This window comes from Paenibacillus sp. JCM 9796 (assembly GCF_055379675.1).
In genome coordinates, this window is record NZ_AP043723.1 from 5,548,794 (window position 1) to 5,573,974 (window position 25,181).

At 50.5% G+C, this 25,181-nt stretch carries 22 protein-coding genes; all 22 read right to left on the minus strand.

All coding sequences use genetic code 11. The annotated features are described in order from the left end of the window. Window position 1 precedes the first annotated feature (1 nt). The 22 genes from ACZ439_RS26550 to ACZ439_RS26655 all read right to left on the minus strand — a co-directional run bounded on the left by ACZ439_RS26550 (window position 2) and on the right by ACZ439_RS26655 (window position 25,158). Complete coding sequence (locus ACZ439_RS26550) at window positions 2–1,042, minus strand: 2-oxo acid dehydrogenase subunit E2 (RefSeq protein WP_164751746.1); 1,041 nt, start codon at window positions 1,040–1,042, stop codon at window positions 2–4. 13 nt (window positions 1,043–1,055) lie between these two features. Next, window positions 1,056–2,054, minus strand: coding sequence for an alpha-ketoacid dehydrogenase subunit beta (locus ACZ439_RS26555; protein WP_054795504.1), 999 nt, complete (start codon window positions 2,052–2,054; stop codon window positions 1,056–1,058). Between the two features lie 17 nt (window positions 2,055–2,071). Continuing rightward, entirely contained in the window at window positions 2,072–3,034 is a 963-nt protein-coding gene (locus ACZ439_RS26560) for a thiamine pyrophosphate-dependent dehydrogenase E1 component subunit alpha (RefSeq protein ID WP_054795503.1), read from the minus strand. A 21-nt stretch (window positions 3,035–3,055) separates the two neighbouring features. Further along, window positions 3,056–3,658 carry a TetR/AcrR family transcriptional regulator gene (locus tag ACZ439_RS26565; RefSeq protein WP_141334692.1) on the minus strand — a complete coding sequence of 201 codons (603 nt, stop codon included), beginning with the start codon at window positions 3,656–3,658 and terminating at the stop codon, window positions 3,056–3,058. Further along, window positions 3,648–4,088: an acyl-CoA thioesterase gene (locus ACZ439_RS26570; protein ID WP_181410097.1), complete on the minus strand. Its 441-nt coding sequence runs from the start codon at window positions 4,086–4,088 to the stop codon at window positions 3,648–3,650. The genes ACZ439_RS26565 and ACZ439_RS26570 overlap by 11 nt, the downstream gene beginning before the upstream one ends. A gap of 150 nt (window positions 4,089–4,238) precedes the next feature. Continuing rightward, window positions 4,239–5,039 (minus strand): SDR family NAD(P)-dependent oxidoreductase, encoded by an 801-nt coding sequence (locus ACZ439_RS26575; protein WP_054798977.1) that lies wholly within the window; start codon window positions 5,037–5,039, stop codon window positions 4,239–4,241. 34 nt (window positions 5,040–5,073) lie between these two features. Continuing rightward, entirely contained in the window at window positions 5,074–6,261 is a 1,188-nt protein-coding gene (locus ACZ439_RS26580; RefSeq protein WP_164751743.1) for an iron-containing alcohol dehydrogenase, read from the minus strand. Window positions 6,262–6,274: 13 nt separating this feature from the next. After that, a complete protein-coding gene (locus ACZ439_RS26585; RefSeq protein WP_054795496.1) occupies window positions 6,275–7,006 on the minus strand; it encodes an ABC transporter ATP-binding protein in 732 nt (243 codons plus the stop codon). Further along, on the minus strand, window positions 6,999–8,819 hold the full coding sequence (locus tag ACZ439_RS26590; protein WP_464620424.1) for a branched-chain amino acid ABC transporter ATP-binding protein/permease: 1,821 nt from the start codon (window positions 8,817–8,819) through the stop codon (window positions 6,999–7,001). Before ACZ439_RS26590 ends, ACZ439_RS26585 begins: the two co-directional genes overlap by 8 nt. Then, on the minus strand, window positions 8,816–9,709 hold the full coding sequence (locus tag ACZ439_RS26595; RefSeq protein ID WP_201318629.1) for a branched-chain amino acid ABC transporter permease: 894 nt from the start codon (window positions 9,707–9,709) through the stop codon (window positions 8,816–8,818). The genes ACZ439_RS26590 and ACZ439_RS26595 overlap by 4 nt, the downstream gene beginning before the upstream one ends. 61 nt (window positions 9,710–9,770) lie before the next feature. After that, on the minus strand, window positions 9,771–11,042 hold the full coding sequence (locus ACZ439_RS26600) for an ABC transporter substrate-binding protein (RefSeq protein ID WP_464620425.1): 1,272 nt from the start codon (window positions 11,040–11,042) through the stop codon (window positions 9,771–9,773). A 172-nt stretch (window positions 11,043–11,214) separates the two neighbouring features. Then, window positions 11,215–13,527, minus strand: a complete 2,313-nt coding sequence (locus ACZ439_RS26605; protein WP_155614031.1) for a hydantoinase B/oxoprolinase family protein — start codon at window positions 13,525–13,527, stop codon at window positions 11,215–11,217. Between the two features lie 2 nt (window positions 13,528–13,529). Continuing rightward, on the minus strand, window positions 13,530–15,674 hold the full coding sequence (locus ACZ439_RS26610; RefSeq protein ID WP_464620426.1) for a hydantoinase/oxoprolinase family protein: 2,145 nt from the start codon (window positions 15,672–15,674) through the stop codon (window positions 13,530–13,532). Window positions 15,675–15,802: 128 nt separating this feature from the next. Next, a complete protein-coding gene (locus tag ACZ439_RS26615; RefSeq protein ID WP_464620427.1) occupies window positions 15,803–17,155 on the minus strand; it encodes an MmgE/PrpD family protein in 1,353 nt (450 codons plus the stop codon). A gap of 238 nt (window positions 17,156–17,393) precedes the next feature. Next, the gene (locus ACZ439_RS26620; RefSeq protein ID WP_464620428.1) at window positions 17,394–18,683 is read right to left on the minus strand and encodes a dihydrolipoamide acetyltransferase family protein; all 1,290 of its coding nucleotides are present in this window, start codon (window positions 18,681–18,683) and stop codon (window positions 17,394–17,396) included. Further along, window positions 18,680–18,898, minus strand: coding sequence for a tautomerase family protein (locus ACZ439_RS26625; protein WP_054798966.1), 219 nt, complete (start codon window positions 18,896–18,898; stop codon window positions 18,680–18,682). The genes ACZ439_RS26620 and ACZ439_RS26625 overlap by 4 nt, the downstream gene beginning before the upstream one ends. A 59-nt stretch (window positions 18,899–18,957) precedes the next feature. After that, window positions 18,958–19,953, minus strand: a complete 996-nt coding sequence (locus ACZ439_RS26630) for an alpha-ketoacid dehydrogenase subunit beta (RefSeq protein ID WP_054795482.1) — start codon at window positions 19,951–19,953, stop codon at window positions 18,958–18,960. 27 nt (window positions 19,954–19,980) lie between these two features. Continuing rightward, window positions 19,981–20,928 carry a thiamine pyrophosphate-dependent dehydrogenase E1 component subunit alpha gene (locus ACZ439_RS26635; protein ID WP_464620429.1) on the minus strand — a complete coding sequence of 316 codons (948 nt, stop codon included), beginning with the start codon at window positions 20,926–20,928 and terminating at the stop codon, window positions 19,981–19,983. Between the two features lie 62 nt (window positions 20,929–20,990). Continuing rightward, complete coding sequence (gene lpdA / locus ACZ439_RS26640) at window positions 20,991–22,406, minus strand: dihydrolipoyl dehydrogenase (RefSeq protein WP_054798965.1); 1,416 nt, start codon at window positions 22,404–22,406, stop codon at window positions 20,991–20,993. Window positions 22,407–22,477: 71 nt separating this feature from the next. Beyond that, window positions 22,478–23,476 (minus strand): molybdopterin-binding protein, encoded by a 999-nt coding sequence (locus ACZ439_RS26645; protein WP_372812861.1) that lies wholly within the window; start codon window positions 23,474–23,476, stop codon window positions 22,478–22,480. 25 nt (window positions 23,477–23,501) lie between these two features. After that, window positions 23,502–24,116: a nucleotidyltransferase family protein gene (locus ACZ439_RS26650; RefSeq protein WP_164751742.1), complete on the minus strand. Its 615-nt coding sequence runs from the start codon at window positions 24,114–24,116 to the stop codon at window positions 23,502–23,504. After that, on the minus strand, window positions 24,109–25,158 hold the full coding sequence (locus ACZ439_RS26655) for an XdhC family protein (protein WP_464620430.1): 1,050 nt from the start codon (window positions 25,156–25,158) through the stop codon (window positions 24,109–24,111). Before ACZ439_RS26655 ends, ACZ439_RS26650 begins: the two co-directional genes overlap by 8 nt. Window positions 25,159–25,181: the final 23 nt, after the last annotated feature.

Sequence of the window (25,181 nt, forward strand, 5' to 3'; positions counted from 1 at the left end):
CCTACAAAGAGTCCTGAAGAGATTCCGGATTCTCCAGCAACTCTTTTATATTTTTTAAGAACAAAGCCGCAGGTGCGCCATCCATCACCCGATGGTCAAAGGACAGCGACAGGACCATGGTTTTCCCGATGTGAATTTGCCCGTTATGTACGATCAAATCCTCGATCATTCTTCCCACCCCGAGGATAGCGCTTTCAGGAAGATTGATAATCGGGGTGAACGCATCCACTTCATACATGCCCAAGTTGCTGATCGTGAACCGGCCGCCCTGCACTTCATCCCGCCGAAGCTTGCCTTCTTTGGATCGTTTGACCTTATCCTGCAGGTCCTTGGAAATGTCCTGCAGGCGCCTTCGATCGGCATCACGAATGACCGGGACGATTAAGCCTTCCTCTAAAGCGACGGCCACGCCGATATCGCATTGTCGATGCCTGACGATCCCGTCCTGTTCCATGGAGACATTGACACGCGGATGCGCACGTAAACTCTCTGCTGCGATTTTCACCAGAAGATCCGTATAGCTCACCTTCATGCCGTCCTGCATCCATTTGTTTCGAAGCTCTGCAAGCCGGGTCACTTCCGCTTTCACCGTAAGCGTGACGTGGGGAGCCGTCTGCTTGCTGTAGGCCATCCGTTCCGCGATGATTTTACGCATTCCCGTCATCGGAACTGCTTCCATGGGGGGAACGCGCTCTGCAGAAAAACCGGCCGAAGCTGATTCCTCTTTCCGCGGCCGTACATCGGAGCTCCTGATCTTGCCGCTCACACCGGATCCCGCTACCGTGGACAGGTCGATGTTTTCCAACTGAGCGATCGCTCTGGCGAGCGGAGTGGCTTGAATCTTCTTGTCCGGCCGAATGCTTGGATCTCTTTCGGCAGGCCCGCTAGACATGTTTGCACGCTGCGAACGGTAAACCTGCACATCCTGTTCAATGATTCGGCCGGAAGGCCCGCTTCCTGCCACTTCGGGCAACGGGATGTTCTGCTGTGCTGCAAGAGCTCTCGCACGTGGAGAAGCGAATATCCGCCTGACGCTTGTCATTCCGTCCCCCTCCCTACTTCGCAGCTGCGAACTGTCTGCCCACACAGATTCGCTGAACCGCTTCGATAATATTATTCTCATTCGGCATATAGTAATGCTCGAGCGGTTTGCTGTACGGTACAGGCGAGAACGGAGCGGCGACCCTTTGAATGGGAGCATCCAGGTAGTCGAACGCCTCCTCCTGCACCATCGCGGCCAGCTCGGCTCCGATTCCGCCGATTTTCACCGCTTCGTGAACGATAACGAGCCTTCCCGTTTTCTTCACCGATTCGAGAATCGTTTCCTTATCGAGCGGAGTAACCGTCCGCGGATCAATCAGCTCCACGCTGATTCCCGACTCCTCCAGCACCTGTGCCGCCTGCAGCGCTTTGTTGACCATCTGGCCAAGCGCAATGACGGTCACATCGCGGCCTTCCTTAACTACCTTTGCCTGACCGAGCGGAACGGTGTATTCTTCATCGGGGATCTCTCCCTTCGAGCTGTACAGCATCTTGTGCTCAATGAAAATAACGGGATCATCGTCGCGTATCGCTGCTTTGAGCAGGCCCTTCGCATCGTAAGGGTTCGAGGGCATCACTACTTTCAGTCCGGGAATATGCATAAGCAGCGCTTCCAGGCTTTGCGAATGCTGCGGCCCCGCGTTTGATCCCGCCCCGGCCTGCGTACGAATGACGAGCGGCATTTTCATTTGTCCGCCGGACATAAACCGCATTTTCGCCGTTTGGTTGATAATCATGTCAAAGCAGACACCGATGAAGTCCATAAACATGATTTCGACGACCGGCCGGAGCCCGCTGGCGGCGGAACCGACGGCCATGCCGATAATCGCACCTTCACTGATGGGCGTGTCGACAACCCGGGCTTCGCCGAATTCCTCCATCAAGCCGCGCGTCACGCCGAACGATCCGCCTGACGCCGCAATATCCTCTCCGGCCAAAATGATGCTCTCGTCCCTGTGCATTTCCTCTTTCAACGCCAAATTAATGGCCTGGTTGTATCGCAGTACCGCCAAAACTTCCACCTCCCAAGTTAAGAAGCATAAACGTCCTGCAGCGCTTCTTCGCCTTCGGGCAACGGGCTTTCCATCGAAAACCGCTCCGCTTCATCGATTTCGCGCTCGACCTGATCCTTGATCGCGGCAAGCTCCGTTATATCAACGTCATACTGCTCACGCAGCACTTGTTCCACATGGAGGATCGGATCCTTCTTCCTCCACGCCTCAGCCTCGCCGGCCGGACGATATTTTTGCGGATCGCCTTCATAGTGGCCGCTCCAACGATTGGTGAAGCATTCCACGATGACAGGTCCTCCTCCCTTACGCACCTTGGCCACAATGGCCGACAGCTCTTCAAATACTTCCACCACATTATTTCCATTCATAGCATGGCCTTCGATCCCGTACGCTTTGCTTCGTTCCGCCACGGTTTTCACCGGCAAATGTTTTTCCCGAGGAGTGAATTCCGCATATTGATTGCTCTCGCATACAAAGATTGCGGGCAGCTTCAGAACGGCAGCCAAATTCAACGATTCGTGAAAATAGCCCGTTCCCGTCGCACCTTCTCCAAAGAAGGCTACGGCAACCTGGCCGGTGCCCTTGGTTTTGGCGGAAAAAGCCGCCCCCACCGCAATCGGCATGCCCGCACCGACGATTCCGTTAGCGCCAAGGATCCCCAAGTTGACGTCGACGACGTGCATGGAACCGCCTTTTCCTTTGCAGTAACCGGTCCGTTTGCCGAATAATTCGGCCATCATCCGTTTGACGTCGGCGCCTTTGGCGATGCAGTGTCCGTGTCCGCGGTGGGTGCTCGTGATGTAATCGTCCTTGTGAAGATTGGCGCAAACACCGGCCGCCACCGCTTCCTGCCCGACATAGAGATGGAGGAATCCGGGAATGTGCCCGCCGGCAAACAGCCCGGAGACTCTCTCTTCGAAATTTCGTATCTTCATCATCGTTTCATAAAGTTCGAGCAGCCGCTCTTTGCTTATCTTCACGTTACCGTCCCCTTTTCGGTTTTACTGAAATAAGCCTTTGGTGATGAGAGTAATAAAGATATCCGACAGCTCCTCGATCGACTTTCCTTTGCCCGGCTTATACCAGGTATGCATAAAGTTGCAGGATCCCAGAACATACAGCACGACGATGTGGCTGTCCTCGACTTTAAAGACGCCTTTGTTCTTGCCTTCTTCCAAGACGCGCACGAAGATGTCTTCGTATTCATCCCGCTTCTCCTGTACGGCCTGCTTTTTGTCGTCGCTTAAATACTTCATACAGTTAAAGAACAGGGTAATGTCGTCCTTGAATTGGTCAATGATCTGCAGGTGCATCTTCAGCAGTTCGATCAGCTTATGCTCAGGCTCAAGTGATTCGGCCTCTACCAGACGCAAACGTCTTAATCCTTCGACAATAAAGCGGTCGTGTAGCAAAAACAGTACGTCGTCCTTGCTCTTTATGTAGTAATATAATCCGCCTTTGGTTAGACCGGCTGTGTCGGCGATATCCTGCATGGAGGTTTCATGATACCCTTTCTTAACAAACAGAGACAACGCGATGTCCAAAATTTCCGTTTTTGTATCGCTTCCCTGCCTGCGGTTCACTGAAGATCCGTCAAACGTCACTTGATTTCACACCTTTACTGTTATTAATTTCTACTCGAACATAGTTTTCCAGCTTGAAACGCAGCTCATCGGTTAGCCGGGTCGTTTTCTCCGCAATTAGATCATAACTCACCAGGACCGCTTCGCCTACTGCCAGCAACTCGTTCGAGTCTTTATCATGGATTTCATGTCCCAATTTGAAGCTGGATCTGCCGATATCCATGACATAGGTGTGGATCTTCAAGCTCTGATTGATGTAGACCTGCTTCTTGTAGTCACAATGCAGCGAAGCAACAAGAAACGGGAACTTCTCGGATGGAAGTACCATGCCGCTGTCCAGCAAAAAATCGACGCGCGCCTGCTCAAAATAAATAAAATAGCTGACATTGTTAATATGGCCAAGTGCATCCGATTCACAATACCGGGTGCGTATTTCTGTAAGATGGACCAACGCCTTCACCTTCCCCCAATGGAACATACCGATCGGTCGGTATTTATTAACCTTATGATAATTATACCGACCGGATGGTATTTTGGCAATACCTGGTTCATTTCTTTGCTGCTTGGAAGGGAGACGCTGAACGTTCAGCGGCAGGACGGATTACTCATCACGATAAATGCCGAGTTCCTTGGCGATCAGCCGGATTTCGCCGCCTGCCGTCATTCCCCCGTCGAGCGTTATTTCCCCTCCGGTCATGTAGGAGGATTCGTCGGAAGCGAGAAAAATAACGGCCTGGGCGACTTCCTCCGGCTCACCCGCCCGTTCGAGGGCATTCACTTTGTTAAAAGCCTCTACCATTTGCTTGGCCGGTAACGTAAGCGGCGTCCAGATGAAGCCGGGATTAACCGAATTCACCCTGATTCCCCAACCGCCAAATTCCTGCGCAGCGGCCTTGGTCATTCCTCTCACCGCCCATTTACTCGCTGTATAGGGAGCTGCAAAATAACCGGTCACTCCGGCGATCGACGACATATTAATAATCGACCCGCGGCCTGACTTTCGGAGCAGCGGCGCACTATATTTCATCCCAAGAAATACGCCGGTCTGGTTAACGGCAATCACCCGGTTCCAATCGGCCAGAGAGCAGTCGACAAACCGTTCCCTCTTGGTAATTCCCGCGTTGTTGACTAAAATATCCAGTTTCCCAAACCGCTTCTCGATCGAGATTGCCGCCTGGGTCCAATCTTCTTCAAGGGTGACATTCAGTTCAAGCGGAATAACAGTCGTCGCTCCGCCCAGTTCTTCCACCGCCTTCACCGTCTCCTGCAAAGCCGACTGGCTAACATCGGACACGATAACGGCCTGCGCTCCTTCTTTGGCGAACATAACGGCTTCCAGCGCTCCAAGACCTCTCGAAGCACCGGTGATAAGCGCTACTTTCCCTGCCAGTCTTCCCCGCATTCGTCTCTCACCTCTTATCATGAATTACACTTCCCTACCATGCGGCTTCGAGAAGAGCTACAATCTCGCCGGTTCCTTGTACAGGTCTGGGACTGCTTGCCACGACCAGATCTCGCATGGCGTCCTCCGCAATCGGTTGAAACTGCTCTTTGCGCACCTGGACATCGCGAAGCCTTAGCGGCAGCTGCAAATCAGCCACCAGTTTGACCACCAGCTGCGAAGCCATTGCGGCGGCTTCCTCCACACTCCTGCCGCTTACTTCGCCCCCCATGGCGGCACTGATCAGGGCTTGCTGTTCCAAGGTAAAGGGCAGCGAAAAGCGCATGACATGCGGAAGCATAATGCAGGAAGTGACGCCGTGGGCAACGTTGGCATGGGCTCCTATTTGGTGTCCGATGCCGTGGCTGAGTCCCATCATCACGTTGCTCACGCCAAAGAACGACATCCAGGCAGCCATTTGACATTGCAGCTTCGCTTGCAAATCCGCTGGATCTTTTTTACATTTCGGAAGATATTCGCTCAGCAGCCGGATCGATTGGAGCGCGAGTGCCGTAGTGATGGGGTGAGTTTGCTTGGAATAAACGGTTTCAATGGCATGATCCAGCGCTCTCATCCCGGTGGCCGACCACAGCCAGTCCGGCGTGTCCGTGCAGAGCTCCGGATCCATATATACGACTTTCGGCGTCAATTGGTCATCGATGTACAGTTCCTTTACCTTCCTGTGCTCATCTGTAATGCCGATAATGTTGGAAAACTCGGCTGCGGACAAAGTCGTTGGAACGGCGATGTGCGGTATTAATTTTTGCTTGACTTGAGGAATTTCGATTTTATCGGGATACTCGAATTTGACCGAATACGATTGTAATTGCTGCGGCTCATCGAGGCCCTCTCCCAATACTAAAGCGATGGCCTTTGCAGAGTCGATGACCGTGCCGCCACCTAAACTGATTAACAGGTCGATACCCCGGTCCCTCAGCCTGGAAGCGATTTCGAAAATCGACTGGCTTGGCGCGTGCTGTACGGTACCCGAGAGGACAACCTCCAAACGGCTTCCCAACAGCTGTTCCAAGCGTTTGATAACCGGAGAAGCGAACAGGCTGTTACTGGTAAGCAATGCAGCTTTCCTGGCGCCTAAACGATCGATTTCCGCAGGCAAATTTTCAATGACGCCAGCACCATGGAACACTTTCTCAACCGGAATAAACCGGTAGCAGCTTGACATGAATATCACTCCTCTAATGGTTACCTTTACCCAAATAGATGGACGAAAGATCGTCGGAAGCGAGCAAATCTTTCAAATAAGCGCTGTCCCCGCTTTTCACGATTGCGCCGCGATCCAGCACATAGCCATAGTCGGCGATGCGCAGCGCGAGAGCCGCCATCTGTTCCGAAATAAATATAGTCATTCCCGCCTGATTAAGCTCTTGCAAAAATGCATATACCTCGTCGATAATAACCGGAGCCAAACCCAGAGACGGCTCGTCGAGCAGAAGCAATTTAGGAGCCGAAAGCAAAGCCGCCGATATAATCAACAGCTGCTGCTGTCCCCCGCTGAGCGTGCCGGCCAGCTGATGCTTCTTGCTTTCCAGAATCGGAAATCGCTGAAACACCTGCTCAATCTTGTTAGCTATCGTTTTCTTCTCAAGCCTGGGTGTACGAAAATGTGCGGCCAGCCGCAAATTATCGTGGACCGTTTGGTCCTTGAATAAACGGCGCCCCTCCATTACGTGAGCGATGCCTTGTTTGACCCGGGCTTCCGTAGGCCATGCTGCAATGGAGATTCCTTCAAACAGCAGGTCGCCCTCCTCGGGCGTTACCAACCCGCTGATGAAATTAAGCAGGGTCGTTTTCCCCGAACCGTTCGCGCCAATGATGGCGGTGATCCCCTTGCTTCGAATGTCAAGGGAAACCCCTTTCAAGGCTTTGATTGGACCATAACTGACATGTACATTCCGCACGTTAAGCATGATTCGCAACCCCCAAATAGGCTTCAATCACCTGCTGATTCGTTTGCATGCCCTGCGCATCGCCCGAATAGATTATTTTACCGGAATCCAATACGATCACCTCATCGATAAGACCCATTAGAAATTCCATATGATGATCAATGAGGATGACCGAGATCCCTAGCGTCTTGACATACCGGATAAGCTTGCTTAATTCCTGCATTTCATGCTCGGACAATCCCGCTGCCGGCTCATCCAGGAGCAGCAATTCAGGTTCAGCCAGAATCGCTCTTGCCACTTCTACCATTCGCTGTACGCCGTACGGTAAATTTTCGACCAATTCTTCCGAGTACTGTGCGAGTGAACAGAGCTCCATCATTTCATGAACTTTGACCAGCATCTCCTGTTCTTCAAGCAGAGAGCTTTTCAAATTGAGAACGCAGGACACAATGCCGGATTGGTATTTTTGATGTCTGCCTAACAGCAGATTTTCCTTGACCGTCATATTGCCGACATTGTGCGGGTCCTGAAAGGTTCGAATAATGCCCTGACCGGCAATGGCATGCGTAGGCATATTGGTGATTTCTGCCTTGCCGAAACTGATTTTGCCTTCAGTCACCGGGTAAACGCCGCTGATCACGTTGACCAATGTGCTTTTCCCCGAACCGTTAGGACCTACCAAGCCCAGAATGGTACCTTGCCCCAGCTCCAGGCTCACATGCTGCAGCGCGCGAAGTCCGCCAAAATCCTTGATCACGCCTTCCACCTTTAACTTTTTGTGATGAGGGCTGTAGGAAAGCGTGCGTGCCTCCCTCCCGGGAATGCGCAGAGGCTTAACCTCAGAAATCGGCTTTACCTTTTGGAGACGTTTTTCCTTGCTAAGTGCCGTACGGATTCCCAATAAGCCGGCAAAGCCTCTGGGGATAAACAGAAAGGAAATGACGAGAAGAAGCGAATAAATCATCAGCTGATAATCTTTAATAAATTGCAGCTTGTTTGCAATAAAAGTCAAAAATCCAGCGCCGAGAATGGGACCGATAATGGTTCCGAATCCGCCAAGTATGCCCATAACAAGAATTTCAATCGATTGCATCATGCCGAAAGAATTCGCCCCGATGTAAGCCATCAGATGCGCATACAGCGCACCGGCAATACCCGCCAGGCAAGCGCTCATCGTATAGGCGAGCTGCTTGACCCGGCCCGGAGAGATGCCGATACTGGATGCGGAGAGCTCGCTGCGGTGAATAGCCAGAAAGGAACGGCCGTAGTACGACTGGACGAAATTCCGCAGCATCCACACAATCAACGCGACAACCAGAAATACGATCCAATAATAGTGGATCAAATTCAATTTGATGCCGAACAAAAGCATGGTGCCCAGCTTGGGTGAAGGGATTCCGCTTAATCCCATGACCCCACCGGTGACGCTGGACCATTCTTTGATGATCTCCTCGATCACGAAGCCGAAGCCCAAGGTCATCATCGCCAAGTAAAATTCTCTGACTCTTCCGGCCGGAAATGAAACAAGAAATCCTACCAATGCGTTTACAGCAGCCGACAGTAAAATCGTAACATATAATGGAAAACCGAAACGCACCATGAAGATGGCGGAAACATAAGCACCTATCGCATAAAACGCCGCATGGCCGAGAGAGATTTGACCGCCGAGACCGCTCAGCAGGTTAATGCTTTGCGCTAACAAAATATTGATTCCCCAAAAAATAAACAGCTGCACATTAGAAGGTGACATAAACAATGGAGCTGCGGCAACCAGCAGAACAAGGATCATCGTCAATACGGGCTGAACGCCTTTCTTCATGCTCATCGTCGTCATACTTTCAGCACCGCCCTGGACCCGAACAAGCCTTCGGGCTTTATCGCGAGAATGAGGATCAAAATAGCAAAGGCAACCCCGTGCTCTGCGGAACTGGACAGATACCCCCCAACCAGTTTTTCAATAACGCCGACCAGTATGCCGCCTATTAAAGCGCCTTTCGAACTTCCCACCCCGCCAAGTACGGTCGCGACAAAGCCAAGCACCATAATGTTCATCCCGAAGTCAGGGCTGACCGTCCCGTAAATCGGTGCGATCAGGAAACCGGCGATGCCAGCCAAAATCGCGCTCAAAATAAAGGAATACGTAATGACGAGCTTCGATTTTATTCCCATAATGCGGGCTAATGTCGGATCGTAAGAGACCGCTTTCATTGCTTTCCCCCATATCGTCTTGTGCATGACCATTTCCATGAACAGCATGATAAATAGCGCAGCGAATAAGACGAGCAAGTATTGGGAGGACAACTTTACGCTGAGCAGCGGAACGTAGTCCGTGCTTGTGAACAGAAATGCAGGATACGCTATCGCTTGCGATCCCCATATTTTCGATGCCAGCGCCTGTAAAAACAGTCCGGTACCGAGCGTGGACACGACCCATCCCATACTGGAAGGATATTTGATTAAGGGACGAATCGAAACCCTCTCCAGTATAATTCCCAGCAATGAAATGCAAATGAGTCCAAACACAATGGCGACTGCCCAGGAAATTCCCATATTAAGAAATGATAGAATGAGCATGGAACAGAACATAATAAACGGCCCATGACCGAAGTTGAGAACCTTGCTGGACCAAAATGTCATGTTAAACCCATGAGCTACGAGGGAATAAACGGATCCTACACAGACTCCGGCAAATATTAATTCAAGCAAAAATTGAATATTCCCCATCCTGTTTCCTCCTCGAAGATAGATGCGGAGGGTAAACCGCCAAACGTCGCCCCCCGGCATTTTATTTCTTATAAGGGACCAATTGGATGTTGTCTCCATTTTTCACATACTGGAACAATCCAAGACCGTCAGTGCCGATGGCGTGATGCTTCTTGCCGCTAAACGTATAATTGGCGTTTACCCCTTGGTAGTCTTTCATGGATTCCAAAGCCGCGATAATATCGGGCGTTTTCGTGCTGTCGGCTTTTTTAATCGCTTCAAACAGCACAATGGCTCCATCGTAGGCATTGGTGACGTTCAAAGACATGAACAGCTGGGGCGTATCTCGATCTCCCCAATACCGGTCTTTCCCGTATTTTTTCATATAGGCGTCGGCAAATTCCTTGGCCGGTGCGGACAACGGGTTCTCGCCGAACGCTTTGATCATCGTACCGATCGTGCCGACGACCAGATCGCCCGCGCCTTCTTTATACGGATTGGAAAGGGCGCCATTCGTCGCAACGAGAGGTACATTCATGTCCAGACGGCTCATTCCCTTACGAATGTTGGCCAGATCGGCGCCTAAACCGACGCAGACGATGACCTCCGCTCCCTCCTTTTTCAGCTTGGCCAATTGGGCCGTCATATCCGGCGCTTTCTGGTTGTATTGTTCACGTCCGACCGGAACGATGTTGTATTTCTCCTTCAATATTTTCTCTACCAATTCCATCCCGGATTTGCCGTATGCCGTACTTTCGTGAATGAGGCCGATCTTTTTCCACTGCTCACCCGCGAATGTAGCGAGCACATCCGTTTCCACATCGTTTTGCAGCGCGAAGGAAAATACCGTTTTTCTCGGCGGGTTATTTACACCGTTAGGATACGTAACGTCGGTAGTCTGGGCCACGGGGTTAATTTGAATGATTCCGTAAACTTCCGTTAAAGGTACTGTAGCTAATGCCGGACCGCTCCCGGCAGGGCCGATGATCGCGACAATGCTTTTATCGTCAAGAAGCTGCTGCATATTGTTCGCCGCCTTATCGGGAACAAGCTGATCGTCCAACGCGATGAGTTCGATCTTTTTCCCATGAATCCCGCCTTGCTGGTTCCACTTTTCAATGGCCAATTCGACCCCCCGTTTATTTCCCTCCCCATATTCGTTATAAGGTCCCGTCAATGCGGAAGTCATTCCGATTTTGATTGTACCTCCACTTGCTCCGCCGGATTTTGCCCCGTCGGATGCGCTTTTTTGCGGTTCAACAGCGGTTGAATTGGCACATGCGGCAACGATTAACATCGCGGACGCAACCAACAGACTCGACAACGTTCTCCATGTGTTCGTACTCTTCTTCATTTCGCGATTCCCCCCATTTTACAAAAAAATGAATAAGACCGGATCATGCTGCATGGTGGCGCACAACACTGTACCACCAACATACCATCCAGGTGGTATGTTGGTGGATCTGCTTGCAACTATATCCTTCCCGGCAAGTGTAACCTTGCCGGGAGGATGGGGATCAGGTGTATTAACTTAGTAAAAATTCGTGTAGAGGTTCATCTCCCTCTCGAACAACTTCCGTCGAGAGAACCGTAGCGCAGGTCGGGCAGAAGTATTCATGATACAACACATGCGCATCGACGAAACGTTTTAAATCGACGCTTTTTATGCCGACCTTCCCCACATCGCTTTTGCGAACCGGGACACGGGACTTGTAATTCTGATCGCCGGTTGCGAGCACTTCCCCGCAATGGGAGCAGCAAATTTCTGTCGTGCCATTTGTTTTGTTGAACCAAAAGTTATCGCCTAATGTCAGCATGCCTTGCGGAACACGAAATTCCTGAAGCTTGAACTCCAAATGGGTGGAGACAGGAGCTCCTGCGTCTTCGAGGCGCTTCCTCCGGTTTTGCAGCCGACGCTGCTCCGTGCTTCTCTCATCGACCGTCATCTCCTCGGTGAAAATAACGCCATATACCGTTTCGGCAAAAGAGACGGACGTAGTACCGGCCAGCACATCCTGCCGCACACGCTCAGGATCGCGAAGCAAAGGGTCACCATAACCGGCGCAGGAGCCCCAGTTCCATTCCAGAACATCCGAGTCGCCGAGTGCCAGGGCAGGTCCTTTCCCCGTTAACGAAGGCCGCTCGCCAGAGAGTTCATCCACATTGTCAATGAGGCGGCCCGATTGAAGAATTTCCTTAATATTTGACGATTTTATTAATACCGTCTCGCCACGGGTACCCGGCGATCCTCCCAATATGCCGGAGGTTTTGGGAATGCCCTCGGCGGTATATACGCCTAGACCGACCTGGCCTTTGTGCGGCATGTAGGCGAGGATACCGCCATTGCCACCGCGAAATTTTCCTGCTCCGGCCGAATCCTGATGTTCCTTGCGGTAGAGATATAAAATCGGCCAATCGCGTTCATAGCCTTCAACATTGGGCCCTTGACCTTCAGGAATCCACCACTGTCCGTCTGCGAATGAACCGTCACGGTATGGAGTGGCCCCGCTGCTGCCGATCATCGTATCCAGCATCGGTCCGACATAATACTCTCCGCGCTGGTTGGTTCCTGCATGAATTTGGATTTGCCACTGGCCGTTCGTGGTACTCAAAGCCAGTTTATGAAGATCCGGATCGCTGGACGATAGCAGCATTTTGGACACAACCGAGTTCGCCATCGCTACCCCAAGCTCCGTTGCGTAAATGCCCGCCGGGCTTACCGCGACTCCATAGTCAGGACAAGTCATGGTGCCAGGGGTAGGAATAAACTCGCAGTGCCGGGCCGCTCCTCCTCCGCCTGCCCCCATTTGGTCGGCCAATAAGATCACGTTAAAAGCCGAGAGAATGGCTCCTCGCCAAGCGGCAAACGGCAGATTAATCGCACCGGCTTGCCCGTCTGTTCCTTCATTTTTAACCGTCAACGTGTTGCCCTTCTTCGTAATCGACAGTTCGATCCGGTACACACCGCGATCACCTGTAACCGCCACTTCCTGATAGGCACGCTCTTTCCACGTTCCGTCCGGTATGGTCGAAAGACGATCAAGCAGCGCCTTTTCACTTGTATTCAGCACCTTTTTCATGACGCCCTTCACGGTCTTGGATCCATACTTTTTAATCAGACCCAGGATTCTTGCACGTGACGCATGACAAGCGGCGATTGCTGCCCGCAAGTCCAACGCTACATTAACCGGAGTACGAGATTGCCGTCTGAAGGCCGCTTCAATTTCAATATCCAGCTTCCCTTCTTTCACAATCCTGACTGGCGGAAATACCGGCGGGTCAAAATATATGTCTTGAGCGTTCGGACAAAAGCTTCCCGGAGTCGTTCCTCCTACGTCATTTTGGTGCAGGCAGTTTGCAACCCAGCAGAAGATCTGGCCTTCCCAAAACACAGGAGCAAATATACCTACATCCGGTTGATGTGCTGTGCCGACCCATGGATCGTTTTGCAGAAACACATCGCCGTCATGAATGCCCGGTTCTTCTCCCCGTTTCTCAATGACATACTTGATCATGACATCCAGCATACCACCGAAATATTGAAGATAAGGGCCGAAAAAAAGAATTTCCGCATCCTCGGTAAAAATGGCGGTTTGGAAATCCCTTGTTTCCAGTGTGATCGGGGATACCGCCAAATTTTCCACAATCTTGCCTTGTTCCAGATTGACATTCCAAAGATTATGACGAACCACTTCATACGTAATCGGATCAATCTCTTCCTCATATTCGCTGTGAAGGCTTACCGAAGGGGGGACTTGTAAGGGGTCGATCGGGATGTACGCCCGCTGAACGCCGTCCCAAAACTTACGATGCTGCTCCTGCTCCTGCAGTGATTTCATGGTTATTCCTCCTCCAAATTGGAATTGATCCGAATCATGTAGTCGCCATGATCCGTTTTGGTAACGGTTTGATTTTCGTTCACCACGATAGAGGTCCCGTGCAAATCAATGACGGCCGGTCCTGCCACCACATTCCCGCTTGTCAGTAAACTTCCATTGTAAATATCGGCATCTACAGGCGGACGATGACGGCTAAAGTATACTTTACGGCTTGGCTTCCTGGCATGATCGCTTGGAGATTTGCTGCTATGTAAGTCCACTTTTCTGTCAAACTTACGCACCTCTACCATCGGTTCGCAGCGGACAGAAACAATTTCAATCCTTGCTTCAGGCAGGAGTGCGGCCGATCCGTATCGTTCCTCATACTGACGCGAAAATTCAGTAAGCAGCTCTGTCAGCTTAGCTTCGTCCAATTTTCCCGTCGGAACCTTGATTTCCAACTCATGCCGCTGCCATTGATAGCGTATTTTCGCATAGCGTGAAAAGTGAATGGGCGTATCTTCACCGATTTCTGTTGCGACAATCTCCGCTCCTTTCTTTTCCAGTTCAAGGAATGGCGTTTCGAGACTTTGCGGCGAAAAAGGCGAGAGAAGCCCAACTTCTCCTTCAAGTTCATAGCGGATATCGCTTGAGGATATACCAAATGCTGACCAAACCGAGGAAGTTTCACCGGGAACAATAATCATTTTGATACCCAAATCACGCGCATAAGCCGCAGCATGGATAGGACCTGCTCCCCCGTATGCGACTACTGCAAAATCCCGTGGGTCAAAGCCTCTTCCGATAACCTCGTTCTCAATCAGATTCGCCATTTTCGCATTGACAATCTCCACCGTCCCCATTGCAGCCTCAATAATGGAAATGCCAAGCTGTTCGGCAATTTTACCCATGGCTTTTTCCGCCAGCTCCACGCTTGGTTTAAGTCCGCGACCCTTTCCGAATCCAAACACCGCTTCCGGATCAATATACCCTAACAGCAGGTCGGCATCGGTTACCGTCGGTTCTGTGCCTCCCAACCGGTAACACGCGGGACCAGGGTTTGCTTTTGCGCTTTTCGGCCCTACCCGCATGGCCTTGCTGTAGGGATCAATCCACGCGATACTTCCGCCACCGGCACCAATAGAAATGATTTCAACATTGGGCACGTTATATTGATACTTCTCTAAAACCGTTTTTTCGGCGGAAAGCGGCTGTCCGTCCCGGATAATCCCGATATCGAAGCTGGTGCCGCCCATATCGGTACCGATAAGATTATGAATATCTAACTCCTTCATGATCTTTACGCAGCCCATGATTCCGCCGACAGGACCCGAACCGATTGTTTGAACAGGCAGCTGCTTGCTTCGTTCGAGCGGGATCATCCCCCCGTGACACTGCATGATCAGCAGAGGAGCTTTGACGCCTTTCGTTTGAAGACTCCCGCTGATTTCCTCCAAATACCTGGAAGTAACCGGCCCGACATAAGCATTGATGACCGCCGCCACCGTCCGTTCGTATTCTCCTAAAGTTTTTGTCACCTCGTGTCCGCAAGTAACGAAGACGGAATCGTCCATTTCGTGAATAATTTCCTTGACCCGCTGTTCATGTTGCGGATTTTTAAACGACCAAAGGAATGAAATCGCGATGGCATCCACGTTTTGATCCAACAGCTTACGGGCGGCTTCCCTTACCTGACTTTCAATTAGCGGTACAATCACTTCGCCCTGCGAATCGATTCGCTCGGTAACCCCAATGATGAGTTCCTTGGGTACCAGAGGTTTTGGCTTGGCCGTCTCTGTCACCTTCAATATATTTTCCGACGGCTCTCCCGTCACACGTCCCAATCCGCGCATCATGTTGATCGTATCCTCGAAACCATAGGTTGTCAGTAAGCCTACACGTGAGCCATTATTCTCCACCACCGTATTGGTTGCCACAGTAGAGCCATGTGAAATCATGCTGATATTTCGATAAAGTTCAGCCGGGCTTAAACCAAGTTTCTCGCCTGCGGATTCAATGCTGTTAAAAAAACCGGAGTTGAATTTATCATGGTAGGTGGTCAGGGCTTTTCCTTCAACAACCGTCCCATCACTTGTAACAAGCACGGAATCCGTAAATGTTCCGCCAATGTCGACAGAGCAGATCAAGTCAAGCTTCGAACTTCCCATACACACGCTCACCCTTTCAAATTTTGTAATCTGATCATAACATACTGACCAGATGGTATTTTTATTCGTTAAAGAATTGCCATCAAAAAACCGACCGGACGGTATTTTAATGACATTAAATAAATATTTTAGCTGACTGCTGTCGTATTGGGCATAAGGGTCGATAGATTGGGCTTGTTCTCGAGAGAAAGCAGTTCATGGATTAACTGCTCCAATTGTTCCGAAGAAATCTGCATCTCTTTCCTGAGATCGCGAATCATTTCAATATCTCTTTCAGTCTCGAAATTATAAAAGTCCTGCGTAATACTCATTTCTCTCACCAATTTTTGGCCATTTTTGAGTTCAACCGTGATTTTATTGCATAGAGGATTCACCGTTTTTTCAGGAATCATGATCGTTTTGTCGATTAACTGATTTAACGTTTCATGATCGAATCTTTTGAGGTTTGCTAGCGTCATTTCACCGTCCATCAAAGAGGACGAGACGCAATAAGGGGCACTCATCAACGTCTGACTGATATTTTGAAAAGGACCTTTGGAACTCATTCCCGGATAATTGGCTTCATAATCGTTCATTTCGATTACGATGCTTTGAATCTGTTCCACCTGGATATCAAATTCCTTTTTCATCTCAAGAGCGTTGATCACAGGAGATTGATTGAAGGCACAAACCGGATACAACTTGAAGGTCACATTTAAGATTTCATACACCTTGCCTAAATGCTGTACACATTTTAACGGATCTTTATGATTTCCAGCAAAAGCATGTAAAAAGCCCGCATTTCCTTCGAAAGCCAATTTGGTGGCAACAGCGCCGCTTTGAGCCAATAAAGCGCATAATATTCCGTTTTTGGCTGCCACCCCATTCTCAAACCTCCATTCCATAGTCCCGGCTGCAAACGCTTCCAATGTTCCGAAAGCAAAGCTTGCTGCAAAGCCTAAAGCATGAGCGGTCTGTTCTTCCGTTAAGTGAAGAAGCTTTGCCGCCGCGGCAGACGCTCCCAAGATGCCATAAACCGAGCTCGCCCTAAATCCTCGCGGTGTAGATTGGGAAGTGTAGTGCCTGCTAAGGGCACCTCCAACTTCATAGCCCGCTATTAGCGCTGTCAGGATTTCTTTTCCGCTGGCCCCCCTTGATTCTCCCAACGCCAATACAACCGGAATGACGATTGTACCCAAGTGTGCCGTATTATGCGTGTCCTCCTGAACGCGGCTGTGAAGCATGACAGCGTTTGCAAAAGCGGCTTCCATAACCGTACATTTGGAGCCGTTGTACAATAAAGTCGCTTCATGTGCGCCTCTGCCGTTCACGCCGGCGATTTCCGCAGCAATTCGCGGGAAATCCGTGTCGTAACCAGCGAGACCAACACCAATTCCGTGGATGAGGCAGGTTTTGGCTTTTTGCACAACTTCAACCGGGATTTCCTCAAAACGCAGACGATGGACGAACGAAGCCAGTGTTTCACTAACGGTTTGAGACATTTCTCCTCTCCTTTCAAAATGAAAAATCAATCGTTAGTTGTAAGAATAGTCTGTATGTTCTGAATTATATCATCGCTTCATTTACACAGTCAACGTTAATTCGTTAGGGTGAGTTGAAATCCGGATAATTAGCTGATCGATAAACTTCGGTTGACCTGATAAACGAAGGGGCAGCCTTCCGATGTTCAGGAAGGACTGCCCCTTAATTCCATATTCAGTTGCAACCTTACCGATGCAGCTATAGCAATTGCCAATCATCCGATTGCAGCTTCTCGACTAATTTCTTCATAAACGCTGCAGCCGCCAAACCGTCAATGACGCGATGGTCGAAAGAGCCGACTAGGGTCAACATGGGGCGAATCTCGAACTGACCATTGATGACGACGATCTCTTCGACAGTCGTTCCGACTGCAAGTATGCCGGCTTCCGGCGGATTGACGATTGCGCTGAACTCTTCAACGTCCATGGCCCCCAAATTGGAAATCGTGAATGTGCCTCGCTGCATGTCATCCCCTTTAAGCGTTCCGGCTCGGGCAGCGGAAACAAGCCGTTCACGCACTCCGGCGATTTCCATAACGGAAAGCTCGTCGGCATGATGGATGACCGGCACGACGAGCCCATTCGGCGCGGCGACAGCCAGGCCGATATGGATCTCCTCGTACTCCACAATATGGCTATCCGCTTGGTCGGGCGCCCCTACGAACGACGCATTCAACTGCGGAAATTCACGTAAAGTCTCCGCAACAGCACGAATTAAAAAATCGTTAACCGAAATTTTTATGTTTCTCGAGCGGTAAATGTGCGGCTGTATTGTATTTTTCACGGCCAGCAGCTGGGTAAGATCGACTTTTCGTTTCACATAGAATTGAGGAATCGTAGTGACGCTCTCCACCATGCGCCTGGCGATGATTCGTCTCATTCTGGATAACTCAACAATTTTCGACTTCCCTTGATGTACTCCGGTGTTCCTGGCAGACGTCGCCCCCGCGTTGTTCCTTGATGCTTCCCTGCTTTCCTTGGGTGCGAGCGGTATCTGTTGTGCGGCCTCCTCTACGTCCGCATACAGAATCCTTCCGTTCGGCCCCGTTCCTTGAAGCGTGGTGTAGTCGATTCCGAGCTCTCTGGCTCTTCTGCGGGCAGATGGGGAAATCGCGATGATCCTGCGGTCCTGGTTAAGAGGCAGCTCCGCATCCGGCGAAGCAGCTGCGACTGCATCCTTCGCGCATTCCGTGTTCGGCTGCGGCCGTTCCGTAGGAGAAGCCGCTTCGCGGACGCTCGCTTCCGGGGTCTTCTGTTCGCTTTTCAGCCTTAGAAGCGGGGCCCCGACTTCAACCGTGTCCCCTTCCAGAACGAGCAGCTCCTCGATGACACCGTCCTGCGGCATCTCAACTTCCAGGACCGCTTTATCCGTTTCGATTTCTGCTACAACGTCGCCTTTGCTGTAAAGCTGTCCCGGTTTTACTAAAAAACGTTGAACGATGCCCTCTTCCATCGTCAGCCCCATTTTCGGCAACCGAACAACATTCATTGATCGTTACCTCCGCTTTCGTTTTTTCTCCTTGTATCGTAAACTAATTCCCCGGCTATGCTGAACAAGTCAGCCTTAAGCTCGATCAATTCCACGCGCACATAATCCGGCGTGACAGATAATGCTTCGCAGCAAGCCTTCGTGATTCCGGCAACCAGCTTTCTTTTCGTTTCCAAATCCCGGCCTTCCACCAATTTCAGTTCAATATAGGGCATGTTAAATCTCCTCCGATTCCTAATGTACGAACCTTCTGCTTCCGCTTCAAAGCGCCCGGTTAGTTTACAGGCTGATTGCGGTAAAGTTGTGATTTAACGGCAGAGACAATGTCCGAGACCTGCGGAAGCGTTTCTTTCTCTAACGTTCTGTTAAATGGAATCGGCACATCTTCGGTAGCTACGCGTCCGACCGGCGCATCCAAATAGTCGAAGGCTTCTTCTTGTATTCGGGCTGCAAGCTCAGCGCCCCAACCGAAGGAACGAGTCGATTCATGCACGATAACGGCATGCATCGTTTTCTTTACGGAGGCCAGTACAGTTTCCATATCCAATGGACTCAGCGTCCGTAAATCGATCACTTCGACGGAAACATCTTCCTTGGCCAGCTGTTCCGCTGCGCGCAAGGAGAAGTCGACCATTTGAGAAATACTGATCAAGGTTACATCCTTTCCCTCCCGCTTCACATCTGCTTGGCCGAGCGGAATCAAATACTCTTCTTCCGGCACATGGCCCTTTTTCGTGTACTGCATTTTATTCTCGATAAAGACAACCGGGCTATTCTCGCGAATGGCCGATTTCAGCAATCCTTTCGCATCGTAAGGGGTGGAAGGGAGAACGACTTTCAATCCGGGGATGTGAGCAAAGAACGTTTCCAACGATTGAGAATGTTGAGCGCCGTTACCGCGACCGCCCCCGCCTTGCGTTCGAATGACCAGTGGAACGTTTGTTTGTCCGCCGGACATGTACTTCATTTTGGCGACCTGGTTAATGATCTGGTCCATCGCAACGGCCGTGAAATCGACCCACATGATCTCGATAACCGGGATCAATCCGGTCATTGCAGCGCCCAGACCGGCCCCGATAAAACCGGCTTCAGAGATTGGCGTATCCCGGACCCGCTCCCTTCCGAATTGGTCCAATAATCCCCAAGTTACCTTGAACACTCCGCCGTAGTCGCCAATGTCCTCTCCCATGATAAAAACCCGCTGATCTCTTGCCATTTCTTCACGCAAGGCTTCATTTAACGCCTGCACCATCGTTAATTCTCTGGTCATTGTGTTGTAACATCCTCTCTACCGTTTCTAGATTACGTCGGTGAAGATTTCCTCGAACCCGGGTTCCGGACTTTGCCGTGCAAATTCGGCCGCCCTCGCTATTTCTTGCAAGACCTCATGATTGATAGCCTCCAACTCGTCCGCACTGGCTTCTCCGCTAGCCACCAATTTTGCGCCAAGGCGCTTGATAGGCTCCTTCTCCCACCAAGCCGCCACCTCTTCCTTGGAACGGTAAGTTTCCGAATCGCCGTACATATGCCCGTTAAGTCTGTAAGTTTTGGCTTCAATAAATGTAGGTCCTTCTCCCCTGCGCGCACGTTCTACAGCCTCGGTTGTGACGTTGAAAACAGCTTCAACATCATTGCCGTCAACTATAATTCCAGGGATGCGAACCCCTTCCGCGCGATCGATCAGATCCTTGTTCTTCAACGAAAATTGAATCGGCGTCATTTCGGAATACAGGTTATTCTCACAAACAAACACGACAGGAAGATCCCAGATGGCAGCCAGGTTCATCGCCTCGTAGACAACGCCTTGATTGATGGCGCCGTCTCCGAAAAAAGTAACGCTTACGCGATCGGTTCCCGTCATCTTGGCCGTTAATGCGGCTCCGACACCAATAGGGGCACCGCCTCCAACAATACCGTTGGCGCCCAGGATACCGTTCTGCACATCGGTAATGTGCATCGGACCGCCCTTTCCTTTGCAATATCCCGTTGCTCTTCCAAGTACTTCGGCCAAGAGCAGCTTGGGATCGGAGCCTTTGGCTATGTGCTGGCCGCGTCCCCGATAGGTGTTGGTCAGGTAGTCGTCTTGTCTCAGAGCACTGCATACCCCGACCGCAATCGCCTCTTGTCCGATGTAGGGATGGTACGACCCGCCAACCAAACCTTCCTTGTACAATTCGATCGCTTGTTCTTCAAAGCGACGAATCAGCAGCATGGTCCGATAAAATTGTTTCAAACGATTTTCCATCTGATGCACCTCGCCTTTTACATTTTCTGATTTGCTATGTACCGCAAACGTCTTCCGCTTCGTCACAAGGCATGCACGCCCTTGCCCATACCTGCTTCTGAGGCTTCCATCACGATTTCACCCAACGACGGATGAGCATGAATGGTTGCAGCTATATCCTCCAGCGTACTGCCCATTTCAATGGCCAAGCCGATTTCTGCAATCAGATTGGCAGCCTCGATTCCTACAATTTGCGCTCCAATGATAAAACCCGTGTTTGCTTCTGCGATAACTTTCACGAAGCCCTCCCCTGCATGCAAAGAAAGCGCTCTGCCGTTGGCAGCGTAGGAAAACTTGCCTGTCTTCACTTTGTAATTTTGCATGGCGGCTTCCTTCTCCGACAGACCGATTGTTGCGATTTCCGGATCGGAAAAAATGACGGAAGGGATAGCCTTGTAATCAACTGCACTTGGATGACCGGCAATAGCCTCCGCCGCCACTTTGCCCTCATATGAAGCTTTGTGCGCAAGTGCAGGTCCCTTCACCACATCTCCGATTGCGAATATGCGTGGATTGGACGTCCTGCCTTGGCGGTCCACGTCAATGAAGCCTTTCTGATCAACCTGCACATCCGCGGCTTCCAGGCTCAATGGATCGGTATTCGGCTTTCTGCCAACGGCCACAAAGAGGTAGTCCGCATCCATCTTCTTCTCTTCTCCCGAATGCGTATAAGTAAGTGTCACGCCGTCTTCCGCCTCATACGCCGCCTTGGCGCTTGCGCCGGTAATGATTTGCATCCCGTTCTTCTTCATTTTCTTCTCGACGATAGAAGCAAGTTCGGACTCAAAAGTAGGCAAAATATGCGGAGCATATTCCAGCAATGTCACTTTCGTACCAAACTTTGCAAACGTTTGGCCCAATTCAACGCCAATATATCCGGCGCCGATGATCGCCAAGCTTTGAGGAATCTCTTTCAGCTGAAGGATTTCCTTCGAAGAAACAATCCGATTGCCGAACGCAAACCCCTGGAGCTCCACCGGTCGGGACCCTGCGGCAACAATGCAGTGTTCAAACTTGACAATTTTCGAGCGGTTGCCGTCATCGATCCGAACTTCATTCCCGCTCTTGAATTGCGCCCGGCCTTTCACATAGGTAACTTGGTTGCCGCTTAATAAACCTTCGACGCCGTTTTTCAGCTTCTGAATGATTCCATGCTTCCATTGCTGGACTTGAGCATAATCGATGGAAACGGACTGGGCTGCGATCCCCATCTTGTTATGCTTTGAATTCACAAATAACTCATACGTTTTTGCTGCTGAAATTAGCGCCTTTGAAGGAATGCAGCCGCTGTGCAGACAAACCCCGCCGGGTTCGTTCTCGTCTACGACAGCGACGCTTCTTCCTAATTGCGAGGCCCTGATGGCTGCAACGTAACCGCCGGGGCCGGCGCCGATCACCAAGACATCAACGTGATCCGGGCACGATACCGATTCGCTCACTTGAAATTCACTCCTTAACGGCTCTTGCGTTTCCGCAGCATAATAGATGTACCCGACAACGAATGGAATCGTTAACAGGCATGAAACCCGCCATAGCCAAGTGTGGTCATATCCTGGATTGTAATTTTATCTCCAGCCAGGATTCGGGGTAGAAAAACGTCGAATGATGTATAGGGATCATGCATCACACAGCCAGGCAATCCTAGTATAGGAATTTGATCGTAGTAGGAAACAAGCAGCATCGAGCCTGGCAGCATAGGGGTTCCATAACGGACAATATCCGCCCCTATATTTTTAATGGCCAACGGGGTCCTGTCGTCGGGGTCGACGGACATTCCCCCTGTTACTAAGATCAGATCAACGCCTTGATTAAGAAAATAGGTTATTTTTTTCTCTATTTCCTCAGATTGATCGGGGGCAAAGCATTGTTCCACGATTTCCGAACCGAAGTGTTCAACTTTCTGTTTGACCACGGGCCCAAATTTGTCTTCAATTCGTCCTTCATAAACTTCGCTGCCCGTAGTGACTACGCCAACCTTTAACGAACGGAAAGGAATCACTTTTGCAACATAGGCGTATTTTCGACAAATCGACTCTACTTCTCTGACTATACGCTTCTCGATCATAAGAGGAATGGGTCGAATCCCGCCGAGGTGCTGATTCTGCTCAACGGGTCGATTCGTGAACAAAGTCGAAAGAGCTATGCCCTGCAGTTCATTAATTTCATGAACAGCTTTTGGGTTGATCTTAATAAGACCTTGTATCTCGCTCTTAAACGTCATTTTCCCTTCTGAAGGTCCCACGGCATAGACGTTTTCCCCCGCTATCGCATCTGCCATCTGCTGGGCTGCCTCATCCTCATGCGCGTACTCTTCAGGTATATCTAATGTATAAATGTGGCCTTTTCCAATATTCAATAAATGGGGAATGTCGGTCTCCCTGATGACGTGACCTTTCTTAAATAAACGCCCCTTGAATTTTCCCGGTATAATTTGGGTGAGATCATGAGCAAGCACCATTCCAATTGCATCTTCAACTTTAATTTCTCTTACAAAAGCATTCGTGCTCAATTGGAAAAACCTCCTTGAACGGTGCTCAGGTTAAATCCGGGTTCATACTGTATATTTGATTCAGATCTTCCTGAGTATCGATATCAAATCCCCAGACGGATTGTTCAAAGTGAACCGTTTTTAACGATTTTGAATGGGACTTTATGATGGATCTCCCCCCTTCATCGCCTTGCAAATGTTGAAATTGCGGATATAGCTCGGCATCAAATACAATCGGGTGTCCGTCTATGCCCTTGTATTGAGGCCTAACTATACGAACCCCTTCGCTTCGATGTCGCTTGTAAGTTTCAAGCAGCTCTTTCACCACGATATCCGGGACCAGGGGTTGATCCGCCAAAAAAATCATCGACGCCTGAGTCCGATCGGATACAACTTCAATTCCCATTCGCAACGAAGTCGACATGCCTTGGGAATAGAGTTCGTTCGAATAGATTTCTACATTTTTTAAATCATGAATGGATTGTTGAAATGAGCTCGTATGTTCGCCGCTAATGAGTACAATGGGCTCCAATCCAGCGCGAATCGCTTTTTCTACCGTATAACGAAATAAAGGTTTGCCGCTTAAAGACAGCAGCAGCTTCGGTTGACCCATTCGTCTGGACATTCCGGCGGCAAGAATAACGGCACCCAGGTTAAGCATGGATTTTTGCCCTTCCATGCAGCGGTGCGGCATTGCGATTGTTTCGGAGACTCATGAGCTGTGACACAATACTAACGGCCACTTCATCAATGGTTTCGGCGCCCAAGTCCAAACCGACCGGGGAATAGATCGGAGCCTCTGACATAGGCAACCCTATATTGACAAGCATTTGCTCCGTTCGCGATAAAGGCCCCAGAACGCCAACGAACTTCGGGCGACTATGTAAAGCAAGCCGTAAGGATGCTTCGTCTCGGTTTAAATGATGATTCATAATGACCCACCAGCCATCCGGAAACATGGACGGATCGGCAGCATCAGGTTCCATAACGACATGCTGCGCGGAGGGAAAGCGATTGATATTGTTAAAGCTTTCTCGCGGGTCCAATACGGTTACGGCAAATCCGGCTTTACTTGCCAGATCGACTACAGGTACGGCATCGTGTCCGGCGCCGGTTACGATCAGACGTTCGCTAGGACGAACCGTATCAATAACAAAACGGCGTCCTTCCACATGCATCACCTCAGCCCGAGTTCTGCTTCCGGCATGCAGGATAGCTTGCTTGCGTACCGCAGTCGGGAGCGAGGCTGCATCCCCAAATTCCGTGTCTTCACCCACAAAGGCAGCCCGTGTTTCCCCGGTACACTCCAGGATGTACGTAATTCGTGCCTCTTGATGGATCCAATAATCAATCTGCGACCAGAACGAATCTGCAGGATCGACCGGGACGATCAAGATTTCTTGAGCCCCTTTGCAGCCAATGCCTAAACCCCACAGCTCATTTTCCGTTAAGTCATACTTGACCGTTAGCGGAACTTGTTCCTGAATCGCTTTCTCGGCCCAACCGAACAGATCCCCTTCCAGGCATCCACCGCTTAAAGTCCCACACATGGTGCCATCCATGGACATCATCATTTTTGCTCCAGGCCTACGATATGCGGAACCGATAACCGTAATGATCATAAGCATCGCCGCCTGATCCCCGCGTTCCCATGACTGCCTGATCTGCTTAAACACCTTTTTGAACTCTTCGATTTGTGACAATACGGTGCCCTCCCCGCTGCTTC

Coding starts and splice junctions, on each gene's coding strand:
- ACZ439_RS26550 (WP_164751746.1), bottom strand. CDS start 1,042: ATGACAAGCGTCAGGCGGATATTCGCTTCTCCACGTGCGAGAGCTCTT.
- ACZ439_RS26575 (WP_054798977.1), bottom strand. CDS start 5,039: ATGCGGGGAAGACTGGCAGGGAAAGTAGCGCTTATCACCGGTGCTTCG.
- ACZ439_RS26580 (WP_164751743.1), bottom strand. CDS start 6,261: ATGTCAAGCTGCTACCGGTTTATTCCGGTTGAGAAAGTGTTCCATGGT.
- ACZ439_RS26585 (WP_054795496.1), bottom strand. CDS start 7,006: ATGCTTAACGTGCGGAATGTACATGTCAGTTATGGTCCAATCAAAGCC.
- ACZ439_RS26590 (WP_464620424.1), bottom strand. CDS start 8,819: ATGACGACGATGAGCATGAAGAAAGGCGTTCAGCCCGTATTGACGATG.
- ACZ439_RS26595 (WP_201318629.1), bottom strand. CDS start 9,709: ATGGGGAATATTCAATTTTTGCTTGAATTAATATTTGCCGGAGTCTGT.
- ACZ439_RS26600 (WP_464620425.1), bottom strand. CDS start 11,042: ATGAAGAAGAGTACGAACACATGGAGAACGTTGTCGAGTCTGTTGGTT.
- ACZ439_RS26605 (WP_155614031.1), bottom strand. CDS start 13,527: ATGAAATCACTGCAGGAGCAGGAGCAGCATCGTAAGTTTTGGGACGGC.
- ACZ439_RS26610 (WP_464620426.1), bottom strand. CDS start 15,674: ATGGGAAGTTCGAAGCTTGACTTGATCTGCTCTGTCGACATTGGCGGA.
- ACZ439_RS26615 (WP_464620427.1), bottom strand. CDS start 17,155: ATGTCTCAAACCGTTAGTGAAACACTGGCTTCGTTCGTCCATCGTCTG.
- ACZ439_RS26620 (WP_464620428.1), bottom strand. CDS start 18,683: ATGAATGTTGTTCGGTTGCCGAAAATGGGGCTGACGATGGAAGAGGGC.
- ACZ439_RS26625 (WP_054798966.1), bottom strand. CDS start 18,898: ATGCCCTATATTGAACTGAAATTGGTGGAAGGCCGGGATTTGGAAACG.
- ACZ439_RS26630 (WP_054795482.1), bottom strand. CDS start 19,953: ATGACCAGAGAATTAACGATGGTGCAGGCGTTAAATGAAGCCTTGCGT.
- ACZ439_RS26635 (WP_464620429.1), bottom strand. CDS start 20,928: ATGGAAAATCGTTTGAAACAATTTTATCGGACCATGCTGCTGATTCGT.
- ACZ439_RS26650 (WP_164751742.1), bottom strand. CDS start 24,116: ATGCTTAACCTGGGTGCCGTTATTCTTGCCGCCGGAATGTCCAGACGA.